General features: G+C 67.3%; 18 protein-coding genes, 2 tRNA genes and 1 pseudogene. 11 read left to right on the forward strand and 10 right to left on the reverse strand.

Annotated features, from left to right (window positions below; genetic code table 11):
• Nucleotides 1-311: 311 nt before the first annotated feature.
• The 6 genes from AB0F51_RS19170 (at nt 312) to AB0F51_RS19195 (ending at nt 8601) form a co-directional block, all read left to right on the forward strand.
• A complete protein-coding gene (locus AB0F51_RS19170) occupies nt 312-572 on the forward strand; it encodes a hypothetical protein (protein WP_360281612.1) in 261 nt (86 codons plus the stop codon).
• A 245-nt stretch (nt 573-817) separates the two neighbouring features.
• A complete protein-coding gene (locus AB0F51_RS19175; protein WP_360281614.1) occupies nt 818-1534 on the forward strand; it encodes a hypothetical protein in 717 nt (238 codons plus the stop codon).
• Between the two features lie 480 nt (nt 1535-2014).
• On the forward strand, nt 2015-4849 hold the full coding sequence (locus AB0F51_RS19180; protein ID WP_360281616.1) for a S8 family serine peptidase: 2835 nt from the start codon (nt 2015-2017) through the stop codon (nt 4847-4849).
• Nucleotides 4850-5227: 378 nt separating this feature from the next.
• Entirely contained in the window at nt 5228-5890 is a 663-nt protein-coding gene (locus AB0F51_RS19185) for a hypothetical protein (RefSeq protein WP_360282538.1), read from the forward strand.
• A gap of 272 nt (nt 5891-6162) precedes the next feature.
• Nucleotides 6163-8019, forward strand: coding sequence for a sialidase family protein (locus tag AB0F51_RS19190; protein WP_360281618.1), 1857 nt, complete (start codon nt 6163-6165; stop codon nt 8017-8019).
• 423 nt (nt 8020-8442) lie between these two features.
• Nucleotides 8443-8601, forward strand: coding sequence for a hypothetical protein (locus AB0F51_RS19195; RefSeq protein WP_360282562.1), 159 nt, complete (start codon nt 8443-8445; stop codon nt 8599-8601).
• A 36-nt stretch (nt 8602-8637) separates the two neighbouring features.
• Here AB0F51_RS19195 and AB0F51_RS19200 read toward each other — a convergent pair whose 3' ends face one another.
• The 5 genes and pseudogenes from AB0F51_RS19200 to tenA all read right to left on the reverse strand — a co-directional run bounded on the left by AB0F51_RS19200 (nt 8638) and on the right by tenA (nt 12552).
• Nucleotides 8638-8832, reverse strand: a complete 195-nt coding sequence (locus AB0F51_RS19200) for a tyrosine-type recombinase/integrase (protein WP_360282540.1) — start codon at nt 8830-8832, stop codon at nt 8638-8640.
• Nucleotides 8833-8911: 79 nt separating this feature from the next.
• A pseudogene (locus AB0F51_RS19205) lies at nt 8912-9799 on the reverse strand (helix-turn-helix domain-containing protein); the annotation flags it as partial.
• Nucleotides 9800-10188: 389 nt separating this feature from the next.
• A tRNA-Lys gene (locus AB0F51_RS19210) sits at nt 10189-10264 on the reverse strand.
• A 69-nt stretch (nt 10265-10333) separates the two neighbouring features.
• On the reverse strand, nt 10334-11887 hold the full coding sequence (locus tag AB0F51_RS19215) for an NAD(P)/FAD-dependent oxidoreductase (RefSeq protein WP_360281620.1): 1554 nt from the start codon (nt 11885-11887) through the stop codon (nt 10334-10336).
• On the reverse strand, nt 11887-12552 hold the full coding sequence (gene tenA / locus AB0F51_RS19220; RefSeq protein WP_360281622.1) for a thiaminase II: 666 nt from the start codon (nt 12550-12552) through the stop codon (nt 11887-11889). The genes AB0F51_RS19215 and tenA overlap by 1 nt, the downstream gene beginning before the upstream one ends.
• A gap of 93 nt (nt 12553-12645) precedes the next feature.
• Between tenA and AB0F51_RS19225 the strand changes: the two genes are divergently transcribed.
• A complete protein-coding gene (locus AB0F51_RS19225) occupies nt 12646-14442 on the forward strand; it encodes an aminotransferase class V-fold PLP-dependent enzyme (protein ID WP_360281624.1) in 1797 nt (598 codons plus the stop codon).
• Between the two features lie 878 nt (nt 14443-15320).
• On the opposite strand, the gene AB0F51_RS19230 is transcribed toward AB0F51_RS19225, so the two are convergent.
• The 3 genes from AB0F51_RS19230 to AB0F51_RS19240 form a co-directional block, all read right to left on the reverse strand.
• Nucleotides 15321-15393, reverse strand: a tRNA-His gene (locus tag AB0F51_RS19230).
• 50 nt (nt 15394-15443) lie between these two features.
• Nucleotides 15444-16052 (reverse strand): oligoribonuclease, encoded by a 609-nt coding sequence (orn, locus tag AB0F51_RS19235; protein WP_360281626.1) that lies wholly within the window; start codon nt 16050-16052, stop codon nt 15444-15446.
• Nucleotides 16053-16100: 48 nt separating this feature from the next.
• A complete protein-coding gene (locus AB0F51_RS19240) occupies nt 16101-16997 on the reverse strand; it encodes a class I SAM-dependent methyltransferase (RefSeq protein WP_360281628.1) in 897 nt (298 codons plus the stop codon).
• 146 nt (nt 16998-17143) lie between these two features.
• On the opposite strand from AB0F51_RS19240, the gene AB0F51_RS19245 reads away from it, so the two are divergent.
• From AB0F51_RS19245 to AB0F51_RS19255, 3 genes are all read left to right on the forward strand, one after another.
• Nucleotides 17144-20341: a tetratricopeptide repeat protein gene (locus AB0F51_RS19245; protein WP_360281630.1), complete on the forward strand. Its 3198-nt coding sequence runs from the start codon at nt 17144-17146 to the stop codon at nt 20339-20341.
• A gap of 33 nt (nt 20342-20374) precedes the next feature.
• Nucleotides 20375-20737, forward strand: coding sequence for a M23 family metallopeptidase (locus tag AB0F51_RS19250; protein ID WP_360281632.1), 363 nt, complete (start codon nt 20375-20377; stop codon nt 20735-20737).
• Between the two features lie 69 nt (nt 20738-20806).
• A complete protein-coding gene (locus AB0F51_RS19255) occupies nt 20807-21115 on the forward strand; it encodes a GNAT family N-acetyltransferase (RefSeq protein ID WP_360281634.1) in 309 nt (102 codons plus the stop codon).
• Between the two features lie 25 nt (nt 21116-21140).
• Here AB0F51_RS19255 and AB0F51_RS19260 read toward each other — a convergent pair whose 3' ends face one another.
• The gene (locus tag AB0F51_RS19260; RefSeq protein ID WP_026163488.1) at nt 21141-21344 is read right to left on the reverse strand and encodes a cold-shock protein; all 204 of its coding nucleotides are present in this window, start codon (nt 21342-21344) and stop codon (nt 21141-21143) included.
• A 324-nt stretch (nt 21345-21668) separates the two neighbouring features.
• Here AB0F51_RS19260 and AB0F51_RS19265 point away from each other — a divergent pair, with 324 nt between their 5' ends.
• Entirely contained in the window at nt 21669-22649 is a 981-nt protein-coding gene (locus tag AB0F51_RS19265) for a 2-dehydropantoate 2-reductase (RefSeq protein WP_360281636.1), read from the forward strand.
• A gap of 68 nt (nt 22650-22717) precedes the next feature.
• On the opposite strand, the gene AB0F51_RS19270 is transcribed toward AB0F51_RS19265, so the two are convergent.
• Nucleotides 22718-24451 (reverse strand): beta-galactosidase family protein, encoded by a 1734-nt coding sequence (locus AB0F51_RS19270; RefSeq protein WP_360281638.1) that lies wholly within the window; start codon nt 24449-24451, stop codon nt 22718-22720.
• Between the last annotated feature and the right edge of the window lie 31 nt (nt 24452-24482).

Below are 24482 nucleotides of genomic sequence, written 5' to 3' on the forward strand. Positions count from 1 at the left end.
ACTCGTCCCACAGCCGATCAGGGATTGCCCGGGGCCACTGCTTCGGCACCCCTGGCGCAGCGTCGACTGGCGCACCGTGGGCAGCGGCTCGAGCGGGCCGCGCGGTGGGGGTAGGTGCGGCGGCCGGGCCCTCGTACTTGCTGACCCTGAGCATGCTGGCGCGGGACAACAACCCGGTACCCGGAACCGCAGATTCGCACGCGGACTGTCACACACCGCTAAGGGTGGCTGGCTGTCCTAAGTCCGGGATCTGCAGCCGTGGATAGCCGGCCGGGCGGGTGTGCCGCCCAGCCGCACGGGGAGGGGTGGGCATGCGGGTCAGGGCGTGGAGATCCGGTGGCCGCAACCCAGTCGAGCAGCTCCTCGTCGACCAGCTCGGGCTCGCCGGCAGCCTCGACCGGATCAATAATCAGAACGGTCCACAAGGCACGCAGCCGGAGGATGACGTCGGCGTCGTCCTGCGGCCGCTGCCCGCAGTAACAGCAGCGCCTCACCAATTTCCCGGTTCCTCCCCGCTGACCTATCGCGCCAGACGGCCGAAGCGTTTCGGCATACCGGTGTCGGATGCCTAACAGTGCCTACGACTGGACTGGCGGTGCGCCGGATGGTTTCTGGGACCGGATCTCACAGCAACCGGATCAATTGCCCGCTGACGTTGCTGGATTGGTAGACCCACAGGCCTCACTTGACGGTGCTGCCGGCTGGGGCGGCGGGGAAGTCAATGAAGTCCCGGGCAGCCGCAGCCCATCTATGAGCGCTAGAGGTAGGGTCTGTTTTCGGCCGAACCACTGAGTCCGGCAGTGAGGATATACAACAGATGATGATCCGTGCCGGTGTGGCGCTGCTCGCTGTGTCGATGCTCGTCAGCTGCGGCAGTTCCGTTGAACAGAGCGCACCGCCGCCGACGGTATCGGCGACGGCTTCGACGACCCCCGCGCCGCACACTCCCGCCCCGACACCGCCACGAGCCGTATCGCCCCGGCCGACCACGCCGGCTGCCACGCCAAGGCAAATCGATCTCGCCCGCCTGGTCGTCCCATCCGACACCTTCACCCAGACGTCGTCCCGCGACTGGGATCAGCAACGGGTCGGACCGTTCGATCTCGAGCGGTTCGTCAGCATGTTGTCTGGGACACCGAAGGAAGACCGGCAGTTGTTCTCCCGGCACGGATTCGTCCGGGGCCACGTCAGCATCCGGATGTCGTCCGACGAGCGGCGATTGGTCGTCTACCTGTATCGGTTCCGCACTCACGACGGCGCCGTGGCGCTCCAGAAGAGCTTCTGGGGACAGTACGAGCATGGCGACAAGTTCAGGGTCGAGGGCATCTCGCGCACCTGGACGGATTCAGGACTGAAGAAGAACTCGACGCGGTACACGGCGACCGCGAACGTGAACTTCGTGGTCGGCAAGGTTCTCGCCCAGGTGACGGTGACCGAGTCCAACAAAACCGGTAATGGCCTGCGCCCCGACACCCAGCTCGCCGCCGACATCGCAAAGCTCCAACACGATCTCCTCCTCAAGGCCGCCAGCTAAAGTCGGCAACAGCCCGCAGCCGTGCGATCAAGCTGTCAGCCCGACCGCACCGCGCATCACTCGGCCCCGGGTTCGGTGAGCGGAATTTTCAGCGGGGCCGTGTTGCACCAGGATCTTGAACCTCGGCTCCGGATTCCGCGCTGTGTGTGCAGTGGGTCAAGCAGTTCCTCGACCAGATTCACCGCGATTTGGTCCGCGGCCACTGTCAGCGCTTGGTCAGGGTTTGGGCCTTGAGGGAATGAGTGCAGCTCTCGAACGCATGGCGACCCTCCGCCGATCCCGCTCCGTTCCGTCGTTCGCGTGACCGCGGCTGCAGCAAGGTGCAGAGGGGTTGCTATTGGCGGGCCTTGGACGATACAAGTCTCCTGACCTTTGCCGGTGCCCTTGAGGTGCGCTGGATCTGCCCGTTCTGGAAGCTCCCCGGGAGTACCGTTGTTATTCCGTCCTGCTCTTCTACTGCGCCTCGGGCTTCCGGCCGTCATGGTCGCGACAACGATGGTGGCCGTCACCGGGTCATCCAGCACGGCTGACGTCTCCGCCCAACCGCGTCCCTTCCGGGCCCAGACCGCCCTGCAGAAGCCGGTCGGCGGACCGGAGTACGACGCAAAGTCCGTGCTGGTGAAATTCAAGCGGAAGGCCACCCCGTCCGCACGCAAGGCCGCGCTCGCCAAGGTGAAGGGCAGGGCGAACGTGGCTGTCACGGAGGATGCCGTCACGGTGACCGGCGAGCTGCCGGCGCCGGAGCTGTTGAAGAAGGTCAAGGCCGATCCGGCCATCGAGCTCGCATCGCTCAACTACATCCGGCACAAGTCCGCCACTCCGAACGACCCGTTGTACGCCAACTACCAGAAGTATCTGCCAACCGTCCGGGTCAATCAGGCCTGGGACCTGAGTAGGTCGGCCGGGTCGCAGACGATTGCCGTCCTCGATACCGGCGTAGATGCAGGGCATCCTGATCTCGCTGGCCACCTGCTGCCTGGATACAACCTCTTCAACACGGCGCTGCCCCCGAATGACGGCGACGGTCACGGTACGGCGGTGGCAGGCATCATCGCAGCCGGCACCGGCAACGGCGCTGGGATCGCCGGGGTTGCGTGGGACGCGAAGATCCGGCCGGTGAAGGTTCTCGATGACAACGGCGACGGGTCGGACGGCAAGTTGGTCATGGGAATCAACTGGGCAGTCAAGGTCGGGGCACGGGTGATCAACATGTCGCTCAGCAGCGAGCAACCCAACTCGGTTCTCCACGATGTGATCAAGAACGCGGCCGCGAAGGGCGTCTTGGTGGTGGCCTCCGCGGGTAACACCGGTACGGCAGAGTTCTCGCACTACCCGGCCGCCTACCCCGAGGTGCTGTCGGTCGGCGCCACGGACGGCAATGGTGTACTTACCAGCTTCAGCAGCACAGGTTCCACTGTCGACATCGCCGCGCCCGGCTTCGGCGTCACCAGTACTGCGCCGCGCGCGCTGACCCCCGCCGGTAGTTCGCCGTACTTCATCGAGCTGGCGGGCACGTCCTTCGCTGCGCCGGTCGTCGCCGGCGTTGCGGCACTGGTGCGAAACAAGTGGCCGGCCTTGACGCCGGCTCAGGTCATCGAGCGGCTGAAGTCGACCGCCCGGGACGCCGGCACCCGCGGAACGGACGTGTACTACGGCGCCGGCGTCCTCGACGCGTACCACGCACTCGGCGGCAGGTGGGCCCCAGACTTCGCGCCCGGGACTCAGGACGTCAACGACCTACCGGCTCGTGCGACAGCGATCGAGCCGGCCGGATCCGCGACCGGGAGCATCGGCACAGAGGGCGACCTCGACTGGTACAAGATCACCACCAATGTGACGCGCAACCTCTGCGTCGAGGTCAACGGCCCGGTTTACGACTCCTCGCAGTACGCGCAGAACTTCGCGCCGGTGCTGACGGTCTACGACGCATCACTGAAGACGGTCGCGTGGAAGCAGCAGCGATACCCGGGTGAGCACAGCGGTGTCGAGCAGCCCGGGCCATCACTAGTGCGCATCGGTGTCGACCTTCCGGTTGGCACGACGTACTTGTCGGTCCGCAACTACAACGGCTCGCGTGACACTCGTGCCTACAAGGTCGATACCTACGATTGCTCCGGGTCAGACACGGGCGCCTCGATGAACACCTGGCCGGTCAAGGATGCGCAGCCGATCGATCAGTCGGCGGGCGTCGCTCTCACCGTCCGGCCGTCCGTCACGTTCGCGCGGCCGGTCAAGGCGGACAGTGTCACCGCCACAACAGTTCGGTTGCTCAACGTCAAGACCGGTGCGACGGTCGGAGCCGCGGTGGCGTACGGCGCGGAGGCGAACGCGGCGGTGCTCTCGCCGAACTCGTCGCTCCTTGACAACACGCCGTACAGGGTCGCCGTCGACGGTGTGCAAGACGCTGCCTCCTCCAATTATCTGCAGTCGTTCAGCAGCCTGTTCACGACGATTGACCTGGCACCGGCGAAGCCGGCCTTCGCGGGGAGCGGCGCCTACCTGGCCGCCAACCTGAGTTGGAAGATCCCGGCGATATCGGATCTCGATCAGGTGATCGTGCGGCGCAATCCGAACAGCACCGTGCCCACACTGACCACGGGTTCGCTCGTTTACGCGGGTACGGCGCCCGCGGTGAAGAACACAGGCCTCGCGCAGGGCGTGACTTACACGTACGCGGCCTGGGTGAAAGACCGCAGCGGCAAGGCCAGTCCGGTCGCGGTGAAGCAGTTGCTCGGGATGAAGTCCGGGATCCGTACGACGTCGACACTGGTCAACTACGGCGGGTCGATCACGCTCAAGGGCAGCACAGTGCGGATCGACAGCAAGGCGTACGCGGGCCTGCCGGTTAACGTGTATGTGCGGCCGAAGAACTCGTCGAAGTTCGCGTTGCTCGCGGCTTTGAAGACCACGTCGACGGGGACCGTCGCGGTGACGCACCAGCCGACCATGTCGTCGGTGTACATGCTCACATTCCCAGGCAACGCCGATCTGATGGGCACGCGCACCGCTGACATCACTGTGCAGGTCGCACCGACGATCTCCGCAACGCTCGCCCCGGCAGCAATACGGCTTGGACAGGTGTCTGCATTCAGCGGATACGTCGCTCCGGCGCATGCAGGGCAAACGGTCTACCTGCAGCAGTACGGGAGCAAGGTGTGGAAGTCGATTGCGGCGGTGAAGCTGAGCACCTCTGGAAAGTATGCGTTCGGGATCAAGCCGGCCACCCGCGGACAGATCGCCTACCGGGTCTGGTTTCCGGGGGATGCGGATCACGCGCAGGCTTTGACTGCGAACAAGATTCTGACAATCAGCTGATCAGTAGCGCCAGCAGCACGCCCGGTCTTCCGAGGCCGGCCGTGCTGCTGTGAGACGTGGCTGTCCGATTGGTTCCCGCACTGCCCGACGCTGCCGCGAATCGCCTGCACTGGCACGGACCCAGCAGTCGATGGCTGCTAGGGGGTCAGGGGGTAGCCGCAGTTCGGTGACGCAATCGGCCTGACACGCTCGCGTGATGCACCAGAAGCTTGCGTAGAGCAACACAGAAAGCGTGGTCGAGCTGGGTCCCGCTCTCTCGGGCCGGTAGCGCTGGAATTGGCCCGGGCCGAAGAATAACTCCCCGGGCCCAACGCCATGCCAATCGGTGCGGGTGGGTAGTTCGGTCAACTAGGCGGGTTGGCGCGGTGTGCCGGGCGGGTGAGGTGCGGCTGTGGTCGCGCAACGGCGAGGACTTCACCGCGAAGTTCCCCGACGTCCAGTCCGCGCTCGCCGAGCAGGTGGACACCGTGTGTACTGGACGGCGAGCTGGTCGTGTGGAGCGGTGTGCGGATGGACTTCGACGCGCTGCGGCACCGGATGGTGAACACCGCCGCGACCGTTCGGCGCCGTCTGGCACCGGCGCAGCCGGCCTCGTTGGTGGTGTTCGACGTGCTTGCGGTCGGGAACGTCGACGTGCGGCCGATGCGTTGGACTGCACGTCGTGGCCGGCTGGAAATTCTTGCGGCGGCGTGGCGGCCGCCGTCGCAATTGTCTCCAGTCACTGCCGACGTCGCTGAAGCGCGGGACTGGCTGGAGGCGTTCAAGGCCTCAGGTGTGGAGGGGCTGGTGGTCAAGGGAGCGGCCAGCAGGTACCAGCCGGGCCGTCGGGAATGGGTGAAGGTCAATTCTGTCGGGGTCGCGGTGTTCGACGAGCTCGCCCGGGGGCAAGCGACTAGGTCAGCGATGGTTCGCGGAGAGCTTGACTGTGTGCGACACCTGTCGGCCGCGCTGCGGACGGTATTTGCTGTCAGGCCCCGAGGTCACCTGTGGGCCGTCGCGACGGCGCGAGTAAGTGCGTCGGGGGACCGCACCACGCGATGACGGCTGACAGAGCTGGATCACCGCGACACACCGCGTCGTGGTGCGCTGACGCACGCCGCTCCCACAACGGGATCAGCCGATAACAGGAAGTGACCGCGCGGAACGCTGGCTGGCCTTGCCTGGCGTCTTCTGCTGCTCCGCGCCTTCTGGATGGGCTCCACACCTTGCCGGGGCGCCGCGAGCGGACGAGAGTGAGAGGTTGCGACCACCTGGCCGGTGCCCGGGGCAGCCGGGCGCGCCGCGCAGAACGATCCATCTACCTGAGGAGCGTCATGCGCAGGATCAACGTCGCCGCGACGGTCGCCGCGGCAGTCGCAGCACTACTTCTCCCGACGCCGGCCCATGCCGCGCCAATCACACCCGGCGGGTCGACGGAAGTCACCGTCGGCAGCAATGACCAGCTGTTCTCGCAGAACAAGCAGAACGAGCCAGGTCTGGCCGTGAACCCCGTGAACCCCGCGATCCTCGCGGCGGGAGCCAACGACAACATCGACCTGGAGGCGTGTAACGCCGGCGACGATCGCACATGTCCGTTCACCCCGGGCGTGGGCGTGTCCGGCGTTCAGTTCTCGACCGACTCCGGCCGCACCTGGACGCAACCGACGTACACCGGCTTCTCGGCGCGCGTCACACCGTCCTGCCTCGGTGCACCCGACGTCGCGCCTGGCCAACCCCCGGCCGGCGACACCGGCTGCGTGCCCGATCCCAACGGCCCGATCGGCACGCTGCCCAACTACGACGTCAACGGCATGGTCTCCAACGGCGACCCGGAGCTGGTCTTCGGTCCCGTTCCCGACGCCGCCGGGAACTTCTCCTGGGCCAACGGGCAGCGGCTGTACTACGCGAACATCGCCACCAACTTCCCGGGCAATCCCGGCTTTGCCGGCGATGCGGCCATCGCGGTGTCCCGCACCGATGATCTGGCCGGCGCCATCGCCGGCGACAACGACGCCTGGATGGACCCGGTGGTCGTGACCAGGCAGAACCAGGCCCTCTTCAGCGACAAGGAACAGATCTGGGCCGACAACGCCGAAAGCAGCCCCCACTTCGGCAACGCCTATGTCTGCAACGTCGGATTCCGCGGCGCCGCCGGATCCGAACCGATCCTGTTCGCTCGGTCCACCGACGGCGGCGATACCTGGACCACGCGCCAGCTGTCCGCGGCGACCAACAACAACCAGACCGGCGGACGGCAGGGCTGCGCCGTTCGGACCGACAGCGACGGAGTGGTCTACGTGGTGTGGGCCGGCACCGACATCCGAACGCGCCAGGGCGTCTTTTTCCAGGCCCGGTCCTTCAACGGTGGCCGCAACTTCGAGCGCCCCCGGGCCGTGGTCTCAGGACTCGGCGGAATCGGGCAGTTCGACCCCGCGCAGGGCCGGTTCACCATCGACGGCATCGCGGGCGCCCGAACCAACACCTTCCCGTCGTTCGACATCGCCAACGGTGCGCCGACCGGTGCGGACGCCACCGACCAGATCCTGCTCACCTGGTCCGACGACAGTCAGGGAACCAACCTCGAGAAGGCGTTCCTGGTGAGCTCGACCAACGGCGGCAGCACCTACTCGGCCAAAGTGGTGGTCAGCGAGGGCAGTGACCGAGCCAATTTCCCGGCGGTGGCGATCTCGCCAGACGGCACCGACGCGTGGCTGGTCTACAACGCCTGGCTCGACCCGTGGCGCAACGACACAACCTCCGCGCGCCGGGTGCTGGGCGTGGTCCGGCACGCCGACATCGCCGGCACGGCCCACACCGTCGGCGCGTTTACGACAGTGTTGCGTGGCGCAGTAGGCGACGGACGCGCGTCCAGCGCCAACAGCCTGACCTCAGAGTTCCTCGGCGACTACAACTACGCCGTCGCCACGCGGGACTACGGCTCCGCCGTCTGGAACGACATGCGCAACGGAGCCGTCTGCCCCGCCATCAACACCTACCGTCAGGCGTTCGTCGAGGACGTCCTGGCCGGCACCACTGAACCCATCGTGGGAGACGAGAAGGAGGACCCGGCCGCGGCAGCCGAACTGCCGGCCACGCATTCGACGGAACTGCGCCCAGGACCCAACAACGACTGCCCAGCCACCTTCGGCAACTCCGACATCTTCGGCGGAACCTTCAGCGACGACTCCTGAGCCCGTTCGAGCCGCAGCCCCAACAACCCGACGGCCGCCCAGATGGGCGGTCGTCGGCAGTATCCGTGCGCTCCATGTGACCTCGGACGGCCCGGCGGACGAGCGCGCGCCGGCGCAACTGTCGCCGTACAGGACGAGCCCCGCGCCGGCAGGGCTCAACGTGCGGGCGACCTGGCAAGTGCGACACGATGGCCCCTACGACTGCCCTGTGGCAGAGGAGCGGGGATGCGCTCTCATGCCGCGAATCGCAAGCCCCGAGGCCCCATTCAGAAGTCTGCTTTCCCTCGACCCCGGCAGCTCCACGGCTCGACATGGGTGTCGCGCACAGACTGATCAACACCCTCAGCACGACAATGCGCCACATATAAGCCGACCATCTAAAACTGGAAGACCAGGGACACGGTCGAGGCGATCGTGGGCGCGGTGACCGGCTCGCTGGCGCGTCCTGAAGTGCTAGTAGTGGGACGATATCGCGGCCAGGAACTCGAAATCGTCAGCCGGACGGTGAAGCTGACCGAGGCGCAGTCCATTGCGATCGGGAAGCTACTCAAGCCGGTGAAGCGGGTGGAGTCTTCGGCGTAGTACTGAAACATGTTGGCGGCGATCTAGCCGCGTTCCCTACGTGAGGTTGGGGTCTTGGAAGGCTTGTTGGATGGCGGTGGTGGCGGCGGGGTTGGGGGCTTTGCGGTCGAAGTAGTGGTCTTGGGTCATGGAGATGCGGGAGTGGCCTAGTTGGTTGGCGGCGCCGCGGGCTGTTTGGCCGGCATCGTCTAGGGCGGTGGCTACGGTTTTGCGGAAGGCGTGGGAGGTGATCCAGGTGAGGGAGGGTGAGGGAGTCGGTGGGGACGGGGGCTGCGGCTTCGTCTACTTGGGTCAGGAGGGTTTGGGTGGGTTCTGGGGTGAGGTTGTAGGTCTCGAGGAGGGTTGCGGCTGTGGGGCGGGCGACTTTGATGCGGCCGGTTTCGATGAGTTCGATTCTGGTTTTGGGCCAGTTGAGGGTTTTGGCGACTTGGTCGCGGGTTAGGCCGGCTTGGCGGCGGGTGGTGCGGAGGGTGGCGAGTAGCCAGTTGGGGAGGCCTAGTTGGCGGTTGCCTGCTGTTGATTTGGTGGGTTTGCGGAGGAGGCCTTGGCTTTTGACGCGGACGATCGTGTGGGTGATGTCGACGGTGGCGGCGTCGAGGTCGACTTGGTGCCAGAGGACGGCGAGGGATTCGCCGATGCGGACGCCGGTGCCGAGCATGAAGGTGACGAGGTCGGGGAGGTCGGCTCGGAGGGCTGTCTGGTCGGTTTTGAGGTGTTCTCGGAGGAGTTTGGCTTCGTCGGTGCGGAGGGCTCGGGGGAGTTTCTTGGTGGGGTGTTCGATGCGGTCGACTTCGCGGACGGGGTTGACGGTGACGGCGCCGTAGCGGACGGCGAGTTGCATCATGCCGGAGATGACGGCGCGGCTGGTTCTGGCGGTGGGGGCGCCGGCGTTTTGTTTGATCTTGGCGATGACCTTGTCGATGCGTGGGGTGGTTGCTTCGCCGATGCGGAGTTCGCCGAGGGCTGGGCGGACGTGGTTCTTGATGGCGCGGCAGTAGGTGTCGAGCGAGGTGGGGGAGCGGCGGCCTGAGGCGACCTGTTCCTGGAACTTGGCTTCCCAGAGGTCGAGGAGGTGGTTGATCTTGTGCAGCGCAGTGAGCTCCCCGGACTGCGCAGACTTGGCGCGGTCCTGGAGCTTGTTGAGCAGGGCGCTCGGCGGTCGTCTTGGTCTTGCCGAACGCGCTGACAAGCCGCACATGCCCGTCGTGGTCGCGGAACTTGGCCTGCGATTTGTACTTGGTGGGTTTGCCGTTGCCGTCGGTCTGAGCGATCCACGTGGAGATCTGACCCCAGGATCCGAGCGGCAGAGGTGGCCTTGGCATATCAAGCCTCCAACCTGGTCAGTGGTTGGTAGCTCAACGGCTCCGCGAGTGAAGGAATCGTGGGCCTGAGAACATCGGCAAGCGTTGTGATGTGACGCACAGTCACGATCTGATGAAGGTTGTCAGACCCGGTGGCCAGTGAGGCGCAAGGACGAGGTGGAGTCCTATGGAGGGGCCGCAGATCCGCAAACGAGTGCGTAAAGAGTGCGCTGGGGATACACGAAAGCCCCAGAACAGGTTGCGATGCCTGCTGGGGCTTAGGTGTTGGTGCGCCGCCAGGGACTCGAACCCCGAACCCGCTGATTAAGAGTCAGCTGCTCTGCCAATTGAGCTAGCGGCGCATGTTCTTTTGTTGCTTTCGAACGAAGAGGATCGTAGCAGGGGTTTTGGGTGGATGCGAAATCGGTTGGTCAGGGGTGGAGGTCGAGGACGGCCATGGCCGCGTTGTGGCCGGCGATTCCGCTGACGGCGCCGCCGCGGCGGGCGCCGGAGCCGCAGATCAGGAGGTTGGCGACGTCGGTCTCGACGCCCCAGCGGCCGGCGCCGGAATCGTCGTCGGACCAGGGCCATTGGAGGTCGCCGTGGAAGATGTGGCCGCCTGGCATGCCGACGGATTCCTCGATGTCCAGTGGGGTCTTGGCCTCGATGCAGAGGTTGCCCTCGGCGTCCCGGGCGATGCACGGCTCGAGCGGCTCGGCCAGGTACGACTCCAGGCCGGCCAGCACCCGGCGTACCGACTCGGCGCGGGTGGCGTCGTTGTCGGAGGCAAACAGGCGGGTGGGGAAGTGGACGCCGAAGACGGTCAGGGTTTGGTGGCCGGAGGCAACCAATTCGGGGCTGAGGATCGACGGGTCGGTGAGGGAGTGGCAGTAGACCTCGGAGGGCGGCACCGAAGGCAGTGAACCGTCTGCAGCCGACCTGTACGCCGTCTCGAGCTGGCTGTAGTCCTCGTCGATGTGGAAGGTGCCCGCGAAGGCCCGTGTCGGGTCGTCACCGGAGCGCAGTTGGGGGAGCCGGGAGAGCAGCAGGTTGATCTTCAGCTGGGACCCCTCCGGCTTGTCGCCGACCGGTAGACCGCGGAGGGCGGCGAGTGTCGTGGGCGCGACATTGGCGAGCACATAGGAGCAGTCGACTGATCGCTCCCCGTCACCGCCGAGCCAGGTGACGGCCGCCCGCTTGCCGTCGGCTTCGACGGAGGTCACCGATGCGTCGACGACCAGCGAGGCGCCGGCGCGACGGGCAGAATCGGCCAGTGCGTCGGTGACAGCGCCCATCCCGCCGACAGGCACCCGCCACTCGCCGGTGCCGTTGCCGATCAGGTGGTAGAGGAAGCAGCGGTTCTGGATCAGCGACTCGTCATGCAGCCCGGCAAAGGTGCCGATGACCGCGTCGGTCGCCACCACGCCGCGTACGGTGTCGTCCCTGAACAGGTGCTCCACGACCTCGCCGAGCGGCCTCTCGACCAGTGCCGCCCACAGCGCCGGGTCCACCCGCTTGCGGAGCTCTGCTGCCGTAGTGAGCGGCTCCAGGAGCGTTGGCGCGACTACACCCGCCAGGGAGGCGACAGAGTTGTAGAAAGACGTCCAGGCCTCGTACTCCGAGTCGCTGCCGGTCAGGGCCGCAAAGGACGCTCGGGTCGCTGCCCCCTCGGGTCGCTCGACCATCAGGCCCAGGTCGCGCCCGTCCCGGCGTACGGGCGTGTACGACGCCACGGAGCGAGACCTGAGCTCCAGGGAGAGGCCCAGGTCGGCCACGATCTTGTCGGGCAGCAGGCTGACCAGGTACGAGTACCGCGACAGCCGGGCGTCGACACCCGGGAACACCTGCTGGCTGACCGCTGCGCCGCCCGTGTGGCTCTGCTGCTCGAGTACGAGCGTGCTGAGCCCGGCACCGGCGAGGTACGAAGCCGCGACGAGGCCGTTGTGGCCTCCGCCGACGATCACGACGTCGTAGAAGTCCTTCATCAGACCGGCCAATCCAGTTCGCGGTACGCGGCGTCCCAGAACATCCACTCGTACCTGGTGGTCGTGGCGAAGTGCTGGTGGCAACGGCTCCGTTCACCCGGCCCGACCTCGGCGCCGAGCCGGTCAGTCACTGCCAGTACCGACTCTACGACCGCATCGAACTCCTCTGAGCCGTACGCCGCGATCCACTCGGCGTAGACCGGGTCCGGCGAGGAGTGCTTGAGCAACTCGCGCCCCACGTCGCGGTAGATCCAGTAGCAAGGCAGCACGGTCGCCACAGCCTCGGCGTACGTCCCAGTGGCGCAGACGGCCGTCAGGTAGGACATGTACGCCGTAGTGGTCGGTCCGGAGCCGACAGCGTCGACGTCGGCCGAGGTGAGGCCCAGTGAGCCCAGTAGTGAGCTGTGGAGCTCCCGCTCGACCTCGATGGCGTCCGCGGCGTGCCGGGCGAACATGCTGACCGCATCCTCGTCCACGGCCCTGGCAGCGACCAGTGCGAGTGCACGCGAGTACGAACGCAGATAGTGACTGTCCTGCACGATGAAGTAGCGGAAGGCGCTGTGCGGCAACGTTCCGTCGGTCAGCCCGGTGATGAAGGGATGCCGCACGATCTCGGCGTACACCTTGGCGCCACCGGACTCCCACAGCTCCGCGGAAAACGTCATCCCTGCTCCTCCAGCTCGACTGCGACCGACCCTAGCCGCAGGCCGCGAAACTGACACGAGACGAAGATCACTCGGCGGTCGTACCCTGACGCCATGACCATCCAGGGGGAGACCGCCGAGCAGGACGCGCCGCTCGTCATGCCGCCGGATACCGCGCTGCTGAGCCGGATCCGCGCCTCCGTCATCGGTGACGACCAGGTGATGCCGGGTCCGTACGGCCCGCGCCGGGTCACCTACGCCGACTACACCGCCTCCGGTCGCGCCCTCAGCTTCCTGGAGGACTTCATCCGCGAGGAGGTGCTGCCGCGGTACGCGAACACCCACACCGAGTCCAGCGGCACCGGCCTGCAGACCACTCGGCTGCGGGAGGACGCCCGCACGATCATCCACGACAGTGTCGGCGGTGACGACGAGACCGCGGTGATCTTCTGCGGCTCCGGCGCGACCGGCGCGATCGACAAGCTGATCGGCGTCCTCGGTCTGCGCATCCCGGCCCAGCTGGACGACGAGCACCACCTGACCGACATGATCCCGCGGGACCAGCGGCCGGTCGTCTTCATCGGCCCCTACGAGCACCACTCGAACGAGTTGCCGTGGCGCGAGTCGATCGCCGACGTGGTGGTGATCGGCCAGGACGCCGACGGGCACATCGACATCGCGCAACTGGAGAGCCAGCTGGCGAAGTACGCGGACCGGCCGATGAAGATCGGCTCGTTCTCGGCGGCCAGCAACGTCACCGGCATCGTCACCGACACCAAGCTGGTCTCGTCGCTGCTGCACCGGTACGGCGCGCTGTCGTTCTGGGACTGCGCGGCTGCCGCGCCGTACGTCGAGATCGACATGTACGGCGGCCGCGACGCCGATCCGCTGGCCTACAAGGACGCGATCTTCCTCAGCCCGCACAAGTTCATCGGCGGACCCGGTACGCCGGGCGTGCTGGTGGCCCGGCGTGAGCTGCTGCGCAACCGCGTCCCCGACGTACCGGGTGGTGGCACGGTCGCGTACGTGAACCCGACCGAGCACCGCTACCTGGACGACCCGGTCCATCGCGAGGAGGGCGGGACGCCGGCGATCATCGGGGCGATCCGGGCCGGTCTGGTCTTCCAGCTCAAGCAGGCGGTCGGAATCGACGTGATCCGGGCGCACGAGGACGCGTACCTGCGGCGCGCGGTCGAGGCGTGGCGCGGCGAGCCGGGCATCCAGATCCTCGGCAACTTGGACGCCGAGCGGCTCTCGATCGTGTCGTTCGTGATCAAGGCGCCGTCGGGACGGTATCTGCACCACAACTTTGTGGTGGCGGTGCTGAACGACCTGTTCGGGATCCAGTCGCGTGGCGGCTGTTCGTGCGCGGGACCGTACGGGCACACGTTGCTTGGCATCGATCTGGAGAAGTCGCACGAGTTCGCCGAGGAGATCGTGCACGGGTGCGAGGGGATCAAGCCCGGTTGGGTCCGGGTGAACTTCAACTACTTCATCTCTGAGGCGGTCTTCTCGTACGTCGTGGAGGCGGTGCGCCTGGTCGCGCAGCACGGCTGGCGGCTGCTCGGCGACTACCGGTTCGACCCGGCCAGCGGTCTGTGGAAGCACTACCGCGGCCCGGTGGAGCCGCCGATGCGTCTGTCCCAGCTCGGCTACGACGCCGACGGCAAGCTCCGCTACCCGCGTCATCACGACACGGCGCCCGAGTCGGCGCTGGAGGGCTACCTCGCCGAGGCGCGGGAACTACTGTCGGCCTGCCAGTTGGCGACGACCGACACTGAAGCGACGGTGAACGAGGAGTTCGACCACCTCAGGTGGTTCGACCTACCGTCCGGCTGCCTCACGAAGTCGAAGCCCGCAACGCCTCTTCGTACGCACCATCGTCCCCCGGAGTCCACGGCACCCCGTTGAGCAACAAGGTGCGCTTGGCAACAGGCGCCTTCGTCGTGACGAGCACCGGCTCGGCCTTCAACTTGCACCCCCGCCGATAGGTCCGCTGAGTCACCCGTACGCCGACCGCGCCGGCCCCCTCGGCGTACACAACCGCCCGCACCCGCTGAGCACACCCAGTAGGCGTAGCCACCACCAGCACCAACTGCCGAGGATTCCCCTTAACCGTCTGCACAGACATAACCCCAGCCGCAGTAGCCCGCACCACCCGAGGCGCAGCACTGGCCCCAACACTCGGACTCACCACAGCCGAAACCACCCCCACCGGCTTCTCCTCAGGAGCCGACCCCCCAAACACCTTCGACAACACAAAAACCGAAAACGAAAGCACCCCCACCAAAAAGGTCACCACCACAGCAACCCCATACCCCACCCACACACTGCCGGACGCTTTCACCCACCGAATCCTTCCAGCCCCACACCCCCAAACCAACAAGACCCGCCACAGGTGCCCCCCGAGGTTCGCCGACTAACTCCCGCAGCAGCCCCTCGGCGTAGCTTCCACCCGCCCAAGACCGCAGGTGGTCCTGCAGGCGGTGGGGGCGGGTGAAAGCAGTTGTTGTCCAGGTGGTTGTTCAGGCGGTGGTGGCCGTGGCGGCGGTGACGGCGGTGCTGCTGGTGGTGGTTGCTGTTGCTGTTCTTCCCCACCCGCCTCCCGCACCCAGCGAAGCGAAGCGAGCGAACCAGCAGCAACCACAGACCGCGGGCACCCACCTCAGCCACAGACAGGGGGGTGCGGGTGGCGGAGCCCCCGCCGCGCGCCGAGCGAAGCGAGGCGCAGATATGCCGAAGGCGACCCGGTCCGCGCTCTCCGCGGACACAGGTCGCCTTCGCCTGAGGGTGAGTAACGGGACTTGAACCCGCGGCCCCCTGGACCACAACCAGGTGCTCTACCAGCTGAGCTATACCCACCATGTTCGGCCGCCTCGATCAGCGCGGCTCGGCAATCATAGCGATGATGGTCAGTTACCTGAAATCGGGGCGCTGATCAGGCTGGCGGCGGCCTTCGCGGTCTCGGTGTCGGGGCCGGGCTGGGGGACGAAAACGGTCTGCCGGTAGTACCGCAGTTCGGCGATCGACTCGGTGATGTCGGCCAGTGCGCGGTGGTTGCCGTTCTTGGCCGGCGTCGCGTAGTACACGCGGGGGTACCAGCGGCGGACGAGCTCCTTGATGGAGCTGACGTCGACGTTGCGGTAGTGCAGGTGGGCTTCGACCTTGGGCATGTCGCGGACCAGGAAGGTGCGGTCGGTGCCGACGGAGTTGCCGGCCAGCGCGGCCTTGCGGGGCTCTTTGACGTAGCCGGAGATGAACTCGAGGACCTGCTGTTCGGCGTCGGCCAGGGCGATGCCGTGGGGCAGTTCGTCGAGCAGGCCGGAGCCGGTGTGCATGTCGCGGACGAAGTCGCCCATCTGCTCGAGGGCTTCGGCAGGGGGCGCGATCACCAGGTCGATCCCGTCTCCGAGCACGTTGAGTTCGTAGTCGGTGACGAGCACCGCGACCTCGATCAGGGCGTCCTTGTCGAGATCGAGCCCGGTCATCTCACAGTCGATCCACACCAGCCGGTCGTTCATGAGGACCCACCTTACGGCGACGCGCCGGTACGGTCGCGCCCGGTAGCGTCAGGCGCGGGAGCGGCGGCCGATGTGGATGCTCCGGACGGACAGTGCCGCGAGGTCCGTACGGCGGCCGAGGTAGTGCTCGGAGTCCGGGTCGAGCAGCTGTCGCCAGATCTCCAGATCCGCCGCGGGCAACGCCAGTTCCGCGGGCAACTCATGCCCGTGCCCATGCCCATGACCGTGACCAGCGGCTCCAGGTGTGAGCTGATCGATCCGGTACCGGAGAGTCTTGACCACCTGCTCCCGGTCGGCGTCGGACAGCGGTACGGGCTTCTCCGTCAGGACACTTCGAGTGGTCACGTCCTGCAACCCCGCCCGGCGGAGAGCTTCAGCCCATCCGTAGGGCATCGGCACAGATCCCGGCAGCGCGGCGCGCATGGCTGCGAACCAGCGGTCCTGGGCCAGGTCCAGCCGGAGCTCCAGGCCTGGCTCGCCGATCCCGAGGTCCCACGGCAGGTGGCGCGACGGCAGGCCGCCTTCGGCCAGAGCCAGCCGGCCGTCCGGCGCCAGGAGAGACACCAGCGCATCGATGGCAGCCTGCTGGTCGCCCGCGTGGTGGACGGAAGCCGACGCCCAGACCAGGTCCGCCGGGGCGCCGATTGCCGCACGCAACGGTTCAGGCCCGTCGTCCATCGAAGCCAGCTCACAGCGCACGGCTCCACCGGTGTAGGCCCGCGCTTCTTCCAGTACTCCGGCGTCGGCGTCGATCGCGACCACCGTGCCGCCGGGGAGCGCGGCGGCCAGCGCCTTCGCCATCCCCCCGGCGCCGCAGCCGACGTCCACAGCCAGCCGGTCGGTCGGCCGGACCAGCCCGGCCGCTACCTTCTCGTTCCAGTCCGCATCACTGGTCGCGGCCTCGCGGAGGTGTTCCGCCTGGTCCGCCCAATCGATCTCGATCATGTGCTCAGCATGCCTTCCCGGGTGGCTCGGGACCCGATTCCTTGCCGACTCGGCAAATCTCCCGGCGACATCAGGGCTGGCACGGTTGCAGTGCCACTACCCAGAGTGCTGTCCTGTCTAGGGCAGGGGTTGAGGGAGGTGGGGCTATGCAGGGGGCTGTCGCGCGGCCGCGGCTGACCAAGCTGCTCGACGAGGGCGTTCGTCGGCGCTTGCTGACGGTGGTGGCCGATGCCGGGTTCGGCAAGTCCACCCTGCTCGACTCCTGGGCCGCTGAGCGGCACTGTGCGTGGTACACGGTCCGTGCCGAGGACCGCTCGCTCGCTGCGATGGTCACCGGACTGGTGGACGCCCTACGGCGCCAGGTGCCCGCACTGTCGACCGTGCTCGCCGCAGAGCTCCAGGGCCCGCGCGGCCCGGACGCTGACGCCGAGCAGGGCACCAGAGCTCTCGCGTACGCCGCTCTGCTGGCTGACGCGCTCGAGCAGAACCTCAGCGGCGATCTCGTGCTCGTGCTGGACGACCTGCATGAGCTCAACCCGGGTGACCCGGCGACGAAGCTGATCGAGGGCCTGGTGCGAGTCGCGCCACCCTCGTTGCGACTAGTAGTCGCCTCCCGGACAGCCATGCCGTTCGGGATCGACCGGCTGCGGGGTCGGGGTCAGGTGCTGGAGATCGACGCGACAGCGCTGGCTTTCACCGTGGAGGAGACCGGTGCCGTGCTGGACGCAGTACTGGGTGATGGGGCTGAGGAGCTGGCTGAGCCGTTGCAGGCCGCAGTACAGGGGTGGCCGGCTGCGGTGCGGCTGGCTGTCGAGGCGCTGCGGACAGTACCGGCACCGGAGCGGCAGGGGCGGTTGCGGCGGGCCGTGCGGTCGGACGGGCCGCTGTACGACTACCTGGCCCAGGAGGTCTTCGCAGCAGAACCTCCGTCCGTACGCCGGTTGGTCGCTGCCGTGGCTGTCTTGCCGAGCTTCAGTGCCGAGCTCTGTCAGGCGATAGAGCTCACCGACAACCCGGAGACCCTGCAGCAACTGCGGACCAGAGGGCTACTCGTCTCTGCGGGGGATGCGGACGGCTATGAGCTCAACCCACTCGTCCGCGACTTCGCCATCGACCGCCTGTCCGTGGACGAGCTCGGGATGGCCGAGCTGACTCTGCAGGCCGGCCAGTGGTTCGAGTCGGTCGGCGACCAGCGGGATGCGTTGGCCTGCTACCAGGCGGTGGACTCCGCCCAAGTGGCCAGGATGCTGACGGAGCGGGGCCATGCGATGGTCAACGGCGGCCTGGCCGAGATGGTGGTTGTGGCGGTCACCTCGTTGCCCGCTGACCTTCGGGACGCCGCGATGGACCAGCTGGAAGGCGAAGCGCGACAGGTGCTCGGCGACTGGCAGGGCGCGGAGCAGTGTTTCGACCGGATCATCGAGCCGGAGGGGGAGATCCCGGTCGGGATCGCCTGGCGGCTCGGCCTGATCCATCACCTGCGTGGGCGGACCGACGTAGCCGTCGCCATGTACCGGCGGGGGCGGATCGACGGGAAGTACCCGGCTGACGAGGCGCTGCTGCAGGCCTGGTGGGCAGGCGCTCACTGGTTGCGGGGAGAGTTCGACGAGTGCCGTGAGCTGATCGCGGGCGCGGAGATCTCAGCCAAGGTGTCCGGCGACGACCGGGCACTCGCAATCGTTCACACAGTGCTGGCGATGCTTGCTGCCGTCGACAGCGACCCACGTGGCAACGCGTCTCACTACTTGCGGGCGCTGGAGCATGCGGAGCGCGCAGGCGACCTGCTGCAGTCGATTCGCATCCGGGTGAACCGCGCGTCGCATCACGTTGCCGAAGGCGACTACCTGCTCGGCCTGGATGAGCTGGAGATCGCACTGGAGCTGGCGGATCGGGCCGGCTTCGCAGTGTTCCGGGCACTGGCTATGAACAACCGTGGCGAGGCACTGCTGCGTTTGGGCCGGCTAGACGAGGCCATCGGGGAGCTGGAGGCGTCGCGGGCGCTCTACCAGAAGCTGGAGTCGAAGCGGGTCGCGCAGCCACTCGCAGTACTGGGGGAGGTGTACCGCGAGCGAGGGGACAGGGCGATGGCCAGGGCCTGCTACGAGGAGGCCATCGCCATGGCAGACGAGACCCGAGACATGCAGTCGCTTGTACCGTCGCTGGCCGGTCTAGCCAGGGTCCTGGCCGTGGATGAGCCAGAGCGGGCTGCGGAGCTGGCGGAGATGGCTAGGCAGGCTGTTGCTTACGGGCCTGTCCCAGGACTGTCAGGTGCGCTGGTCGCGCTGGGCTGGGTGACGTTGCACGCAGGGAACAAGGCGGGAGCTGCTGCGTCTGCCGAGGAGGCGGCCGCTCTCTGCCGTCGACGTCGCGACAGGGCCGGGTTGGCTGATGCGCTCGAGCTCTACGCGGCTGCTGACGGTGGCGAGGTCCTGCACGAAGTACTGAACATCCGGCACGAGCTGGGCGATCCACTGGGTCAGGCACGGGTCGAGTTGATGCTCGCGAAACGTACACCGGGCTCGGAGGGTCGGGAGCTCGCACTGCGGGCTCACGAGCAGTTCCTGGCCGCCGGGGCGACTCGCTATGCAGCAGCGGCGTTGGCGGCCAGCCAGGAGACAGGGCCGGCTTCGGTTCGCGTCGAGTGTCTGGGCGGCTTCCGCGTACTACGGGACGGTAAGGCGATCCAGCTGGGGGAGTGGCCGTCCAAGAAGGCGCGCGACCTCCTCAAGATCCTGGTAGCCCGCCGATGCCGACCTGTGGCGCGAGTACAGCTACTGGACCTCCTCTGGCCGGACCAGAGCGAGTCAGTCGCCTCCCCGCGACTGTCGGTCGCCCTGTCGACTGTGCGCTCTGTGCTCGACCCGGAGAAGCGGTACCCGCCCGACCGCTTCATTGGGGCCGACCGGGCGACCATCTGGCTGGACGGCGACCAGGCCGCAGTCGACGTCGAGGGCTTCCTCCACGACGCCAGAGCCGGTCTGGACGGCAACAACCTAGCCCGGCTGCGCTCAGCCGAAGCGGCGTACAGCGGGGACTTTCTGGAGGAGGACGTGTACGCCGACTGGGCTGCTGGGATGCGTGAAGAGGCCAGGGCGCTCTATGTCCGGGTGGCGCGGGTGCTTGCCGAGCGTGGCAAGGATGACCCCGACGCGGCCGCCGGCTACCTGCTGCGGATCCTCCAGCGCGACCAGTACGACGAACGCGCTCACCTCGGACTGGTCACGGCGTTCCAGGCCAGTGGCGCCCATGGCGAGGCCAGGCGGGCCTACCGGACCTATATCCAGCGGATGGCCGAGCTGGAGGTCGAACCGGCGCCCTACCCGGCGGTGCCGACCCGGGTTTAAGACTGGCTGAAGGTTGGTCCGCACCATCGAGTCATGGCAGCACCGGTACACCACCTGGACGTGACCCGCGAGTTCGGCGTCACCGGCGAACACGGCTTCCACTCGGGCCGTGACTACCGCGCTGCCGCCGGTACGCCGATCAGGGCCACCATGGCCGGGGTCGTCGTACGGGTGACCGCCGAGCAGGTAGTGGTCGAGTCCAATGCGATCTGGCATTTCTACGACCACTTGGCGGGTCCGGAGGTGAGTCAGGGCGACACGGTGGAGACAGGGGATTGCCTTGGCGTTGCTGCCGGGCCACACCTGCACTACGAGGAGCGGGTCGCGCCATACGGGCCGGGGGACCATCGCAACCCACGGTTCGACCTGCACCCGAACGCACGACTTCGGGCGTGAGGGGGAGGTGGCGTCGAGCGGGCCGGCCGTGGAGGGAGCTGCCGAGCCGCTCGACGCTACCGTGCCCGGATGCTCGCGACCCGTACGACGGCCGACGAGTTGGTCGGGTATGTGCAGGCCACCGTGAGTGGTGATGAGGGGGAGATCGCCTGGGTGCTTGGGACGTCGTGGCAGGGCCGCGGGTGTGCCAGGGAGGCGGCGGTTGGGCTGGTGGCCTGGCTGGATGCTCATGGGGTGCGGCGGATCGTCGCGCACGTTCATCCCGAGCACACCGCATCAGCTGCGGTCGCGGCCGCTGCGGGGCTCACCGAGACGGCCCACCTCGACGACGGCGAGGGCCTCTGGGTGCGTCAGAACGCAGAACAGGCCCGGCCGTGATGGCCGGGCCTGCTCAAGCGGTGGTTCAGACCGGGCGGACGTTCTCCGCCTGCGGGCCCTTGGGGCCCTGGGTCAGGTCGAACTCGACCTTCTGGTTCTCATCGAGCGAACGGTAGCCGTCCGCCGCGATCGCCGAGTAGTGCACGAAGACGTCGGCGCCGCCGCCGTCCTGAGAAATGAAGCCGAAGCCCTTTTCACCGTTGAACCACTTCACTGTTCCGCTAGCCATGATCTGCTCCTTGTGTGGGGCGGGTAACAGGTCCCGGCGGTCGCCGGTCCCCTGGTTGCCGAACGAGCCCTCCCACACCAGACCAAAGCCCAGAAATAGGAAAACGCCCTGCGGATCACAAATCCGCGGGCGTCTCAAAAACGAACGTGGAACTGCAAAACTGCAACCGAGAGAAACGGTAGCACACCGTCGCCGTCCGGGGTGGGTATGTGCCGGACAACCTGATCGGCCGTGTCTATCAACTGATCGGAAATGTGACCTGCGTCATGCCTTGACCCCTTCTCAGCGCGCGGCCTACTGTATTCGGTATACAGAGGAGGCTGCATGAGAGTGGCGATTCTTGGCGCTGGGGCGATCGGTGCCTATGTCGGCGCGGCCCTGCACCGGGGTGGGACCGAGGTGCACTTGGTTGCCCGAGGCCCCCATCTGGCGGCGATCCGCAAGCGGGGCGTCGAAGTACTGAGTCCCCGCGGTGACTGGGTGGCCCGTACGCCGGCCACCGACGACCCGCAAGAGATCGGCCCGGTGGATGTCGTCTTCCTTGGTTTGAAGGCGAACTCGTACGCGACCTGTGGCCCGTTGATCGAGCCGTTGCTGCACGAGAAGACCGCCGTCGTAGCCGCCCAGAACGGCATCCCCTGGTGGTACTTCCACGGCCTGCCCGGCCCGTACGAGGGTCGCCGGATCGAGTCGGTGGACCCCGGGGGTGAGGTGAGCCGGGTGCTCTCGCTGGAGCGGGCGATCGGCTGCGTCGTCTACTGCTCGACCGAACTGGTCGGCCCGGGAGTCGTCCGGCACCTCGAAGGCACCCGGTTCTCGATCGGCGAGCCGTCAGGCGGATTGTCGGACCGCTGTCTGGAGTTCAGCGCGGCGATGATCGCCGGCGGGCTCAAGTGCCCGGTCGAGGAGGACGTCCGCAACGACATCTGGATCAAGCTGCTCGGCAATGCGGCCTTCAACCCGATCAGCGCGCTGGCCCGCGCCACGATGGTGGAGATCGCCCAGCACCAGGGCACTCGTGCGATGGTCCGGCTGATGATGGAGGAGACGCTCGAGATCGCACAGGCGGTCGGCTGTACTCCGGACATCTCGGTCGACAGGCGGATCGACGGCGCCGAGCGGGTCGGCGAGCACAAGACGTCGATGCTGCAGGACCTGGAGAAGGACAAGCCGCTCGAGCTGGACGTCATCCTGGCCGCGGTGGTCGAGCTGGCCGACCTGACCGGCACCAAAGCGCCGACCCTGCGCGCCGTCCACGCGGTCGCTGACCTGCTCTCCAGCAAGGTCGGTACCACCGCGGTCTGAAGCCAGATGGGTCCGGAGCTGTGTGCCCTGCCAGGCGCCTCCGGACCCATCTGTTCCAACTCAGGACACTAGAGCTCGAGCGGCCCCAGCGACGCCCCGCTGACGAACCGCGCCACCCGGTCGGGCAGCGTGTCGAGCTCGAGAACGACCAGTTCGTTGCTCCCGGCCCGTACAGCGGGTCCGGGAACGAACAGCGTCTCCTGCGGTCCCCGGCGCCAGTACCGGCCCAGACAGAATCCGTTCACCCAGGCGATTCCCTTGCCCCAGGCATTGGTCCTGAGGAAGAGATCACTGGCCTCACCGAGCTCGAAGACCGCCCGCCAGGCCGTCGGGCCGGGGGACGGATCGGCCGCGCCCGTGATCGACTCCCACAGCGAGGGGATGCCGTCGAGGTCGATCGCACACGTGGCCCACCGGGTGATCGGCGCCGAGTCGAGCAGCGCCGGACCGACGATGCCCTTGGTCTCGCCGATGCGGGGACCGTAGTTGACCCCGCCCTGGTCCTCCACGACCAGATCGAGCTTGCCCCGGGCGCGGGGGAGCAGGATCGCCCGGTCGTGGTTCTCCCGTTCGAGCGTGCCGAGCGGATGACCGTCCAGGTAGAGCTGCGCGCGATCGCGGATCTCGCCGATCTCCAGCAGCGCCGGCCGGTCGATGTCGACCGCCGTCCGGTAGATCGCGAGGCGCGTCCCCAGCTCGTCCAGCGTGGGCAGCGACTCGTGCTCCACCCACGGGCCCCGATCCAGCAGGGAGATCGGTTCGCCGAGCGTGACCTCGAACTCCGGCGAGGGTTCGGCCGGACGCACCTCATCCGAAGGCACGGGTGCGTACCGCGCGATCACCTCCCGGAACGCGTGGTACTTCGCCGTCGGGTTGCCCGCCTCGTCCAGCGGGGCGTCGTAGTCGTACGACGTGATGGTCGGCCGGTACACGCCCTTGTCGTTCGCCCCGTTGGTCAGACCGAAGTTCGTGCCACCGTGGAACATGTACACGTTGACCGACGCACCCGCCGCCAGCAACGTGTCGAGCTCCGCGGCCGCCTCTTCGACCGAGGTCGTGTGGTGCGGGCCTCCCCAGTGGTCGAACCAGCCGTCCCAGAACTCCATACACATCAGGGGTCCGGTCGGCTGGTGCGCCCGCAACGTCTGAAGCCGCTCGGCACTGCGCGAGCCGAACGACGCGGTGCGCAGTACGCCGCTGAGCCCGCCGGCGGCCTGCATCTCGTCGACCGGCTGGTCCACGGTCACCAGCGGCACCGTGATCCCGGCCTGGCCGATCATGTCGGCGACGGCCTTCAGATAGACCTGGTCGTCACCGAACGCGCCGTACTCGTTCTCCACCTGGACGAGCACGACCGGCCCGCCCTCGTGGATCTGCAACGGACGGACGATTCGCAGTACCTGGTCGAGGTACTCCGAGACTGCCGCCAGGTACTGCTTCTCGTACCGGCGGACCCCCACGCCTGGCTCCCGGAAGAGCCAGGCGGGCAGGCCACCGTTGTCCCACTCCGCGCAGATGTACGGGCCGGGACGCACGATCGCGTACATCCCGGCGTCGGCCACCAGTCGCAGGAACCGGTCGAGATCGAGCATTCCCGCGGTGTCGAAAACGCCACGCCGAGGGCTGTGCGCGTTCCACGGGACGTAGGTCTCGATGGTGTTGAGCCCCATCAGGCGGGCCTTCTCGATCCGATCCGCCCAGGAGTCTGGGTGGACCCGGAAGTAGTGCAGCGCGCCGGACAGGATCCGGAACGGGGCACCGTCGAGGAGGAAATCGGACTCACCGATCGTGAAGTCGGACATGCGTCCCTTTCTCTGTAGACACCACCCCGCC

Source organism: Kribbella sp. NPDC023855 (genome assembly GCF_040639475.1).
Classification (GTDB): Bacteria; Actinomycetota; Actinomycetes; order Propionibacteriales; family Kribbellaceae; genus Kribbella.

What these genes read in the sequence shown, in the direction of transcription:
- AB0F51_RS19250 (WP_360281632.1), top strand. Translation starts at nt 20,375, where the DNA reads ATGGCAGCACCGGTACACCACCTGGACGTGACCCGCGAGTTCGGCGTC.
- orn (WP_360281626.1), bottom strand. Translation starts at nt 16,052, where the DNA reads ATGAACGACCGGCTGGTGTGGATCGACTGTGAGATGACCGGGCTCGAT.
- AB0F51_RS19260 (WP_026163488.1), bottom strand. Translation starts at nt 21,344, where the DNA reads ATGGCTAGCGGAACAGTGAAGTGGTTCAACGGTGAAAAGGGCTTCGGC.
- AB0F51_RS19170 (WP_360281612.1), top strand. Translation starts at nt 312, where the DNA reads ATGCGGGTCAGGGCGTGGAGATCCGGTGGCCGCAACCCAGTCGAGCAG.
- AB0F51_RS19215 (WP_360281620.1), bottom strand. Translation starts at nt 11,887, where the DNA reads ATGAAGGACTTCTACGACGTCGTGATCGTCGGCGGAGGCCACAACGGC.
- AB0F51_RS19270 (WP_360281638.1), bottom strand. Translation starts at nt 24,451, where the DNA reads ATGTCCGACTTCACGATCGGTGAGTCCGATTTCCTCCTCGACGGTGCC.
- AB0F51_RS19245 (WP_360281630.1), top strand. Translation starts at nt 17,144, where the DNA reads ATGCAGGGGGCTGTCGCGCGGCCGCGGCTGACCAAGCTGCTCGACGAG.
- AB0F51_RS19255 (WP_360281634.1), top strand. Translation starts at nt 20,807, where the DNA reads ATGCTCGCGACCCGTACGACGGCCGACGAGTTGGTCGGGTATGTGCAG.
- AB0F51_RS19190 (WP_360281618.1), top strand. Translation starts at nt 6,163, where the DNA reads ATGCGCAGGATCAACGTCGCCGCGACGGTCGCCGCGGCAGTCGCAGCA.
- AB0F51_RS19225 (WP_360281624.1), top strand. Translation starts at nt 12,646, where the DNA reads ATGACCATCCAGGGGGAGACCGCCGAGCAGGACGCGCCGCTCGTCATG.
- AB0F51_RS19240 (WP_360281628.1), bottom strand. Translation starts at nt 16,997, where the DNA reads ATGATCGAGATCGATTGGGCGGACCAGGCGGAACACCTCCGCGAGGCC.
- AB0F51_RS19265 (WP_360281636.1), top strand. Translation starts at nt 21,669, where the DNA reads ATGAGAGTGGCGATTCTTGGCGCTGGGGCGATCGGTGCCTATGTCGGC.
- AB0F51_RS19180 (WP_360281616.1), top strand. Translation starts at nt 2,015, where the DNA reads ATGGTCGCGACAACGATGGTGGCCGTCACCGGGTCATCCAGCACGGCT.
- tenA (WP_360281622.1), bottom strand. Translation starts at nt 12,552, where the DNA reads ATGACGTTTTCCGCGGAGCTGTGGGAGTCCGGTGGCGCCAAGGTGTAC.
- AB0F51_RS19175 (WP_360281614.1), top strand. Translation starts at nt 818, where the DNA reads ATGATGATCCGTGCCGGTGTGGCGCTGCTCGCTGTGTCGATGCTCGTC.